The sequence below is a fragment of the Phytobacter sp. V69 genome, assembly GCF_965644215.1.
Lineage (GTDB): Bacteria > Pseudomonadota > Gammaproteobacteria > Enterobacterales > Enterobacteriaceae > Phytobacter.
Map to the genome: position 1 here is coordinate 1 of NZ_CBFFRL010000436.1, position 1205 is coordinate 1205.

The 1205-nt window shown below is 54.3% G+C and carries 2 pseudogenes; both read left to right on the top strand.

The window, feature by feature from the left end:
- A pseudogene (locus tag ACSZPU_RS25800) lies at positions 1–285 on the top strand (PD-(D/E)XK nuclease-like domain-containing protein); the annotation flags it as partial.
- Positions 251–1205, top strand: a pseudogene (locus tag ACSZPU_RS25805) (RecT family recombinase); the annotation flags it as partial. The pseudogenes ACSZPU_RS25800 and ACSZPU_RS25805, both read left to right, overlap by 35 nt.

A 1205-nucleotide genomic window follows, 5' to 3' on the forward strand; every position in this document is an offset into this window, starting at 1 on the left:
ATCGACCGCGATTATCACCTGAGCGCAGCCATGTATACCGAAACGGCTGCTTTGGACCAGTTCTTCTGGATTTTCGTCAACAAGGACGATGGTTATCACTGGATAGCCATCGTCGAAGCCAGCCCGGAACTGCTTGAACTTGGCAAGCTGGAATACAGCACGACAATGCGCGCCATCGCTAACGCCTTCGACACTGGCGAATGGCCAGCACCGATTGTGGACGACTACGCCGACGAACTGAATGATTTCGATCTGCGCCGCCTCGAAGCACTGCGCCTGGCATAAGGGGAAAACACGATGGAAAGCACGAACATCATCACTACTGAGCAGCAGACACCAAACACCATCTCTGCCAGCAATGCCATCTTCAACGTCCAGGCGCTGGGGCAGTTAACGGCCTTCGCCAGCCTGATGGCTGATTCTCAGGTCACGGTCCCGGCACACCTTGCCGGCAAACCAGCTGACTGCATGGCTATCGTGATGCAAGCCATGCAATGGGGCATGAATCCGTATGCAGTAGCACAGAAAACACACCTGGTGAACGGTGTACTTGGCTATGAAGCCCAACTGATTAACGCGGTAATTGCCAGTTCCAGTGCCATTCGTGGACGCTTCCACTATCGCTACGGCGGCGAGTGGGAGCGCTGCACTAAAACCCGCGAAGTCACTAAAGAGAAAAATGGCAAGAACGGGAAATATCAGGTTACTGAGCGAGTCCGTGACTGGACCGATGAAGACGAAATCGGCCTGTACGTTGAAGTTGGCGCAATTCTGCGCGGTGAAAGCGACATCACCTGGGGTGAACCCATTTACCTGTCAGGTGTGGTAACGCGTAATTCTCCGCTATGGGTTTCCAACCCTAAACAGCAGATTGCCTACCTTGGCGTCAAATACTGGGGCCGTCTGTATTGCCCGGAAGTCATCCTGGGCGTTTATAGCCCTGACGAGGTTGAAGAACGCACAGAGAAAGAAATCAACCCAGTTTCTGGTGCGAGAAAGACCGTAGAGGAGATCACTGGGGAAGTCGAAACCACCACCAGCGCGCGCGAGTCCGCAGCGAACATCGATGCTATGGCCGATGAATTCCGCGACCGTATTGATGCCGCTGAGGACGTCGACAGCGCCAAAGCTGTGCGCGTGGATATCGAAGCGCAGAAGTTCCCCCTTGGAACAGCGCTCTTTACCGAGCTGAAAAACAAAGCGGT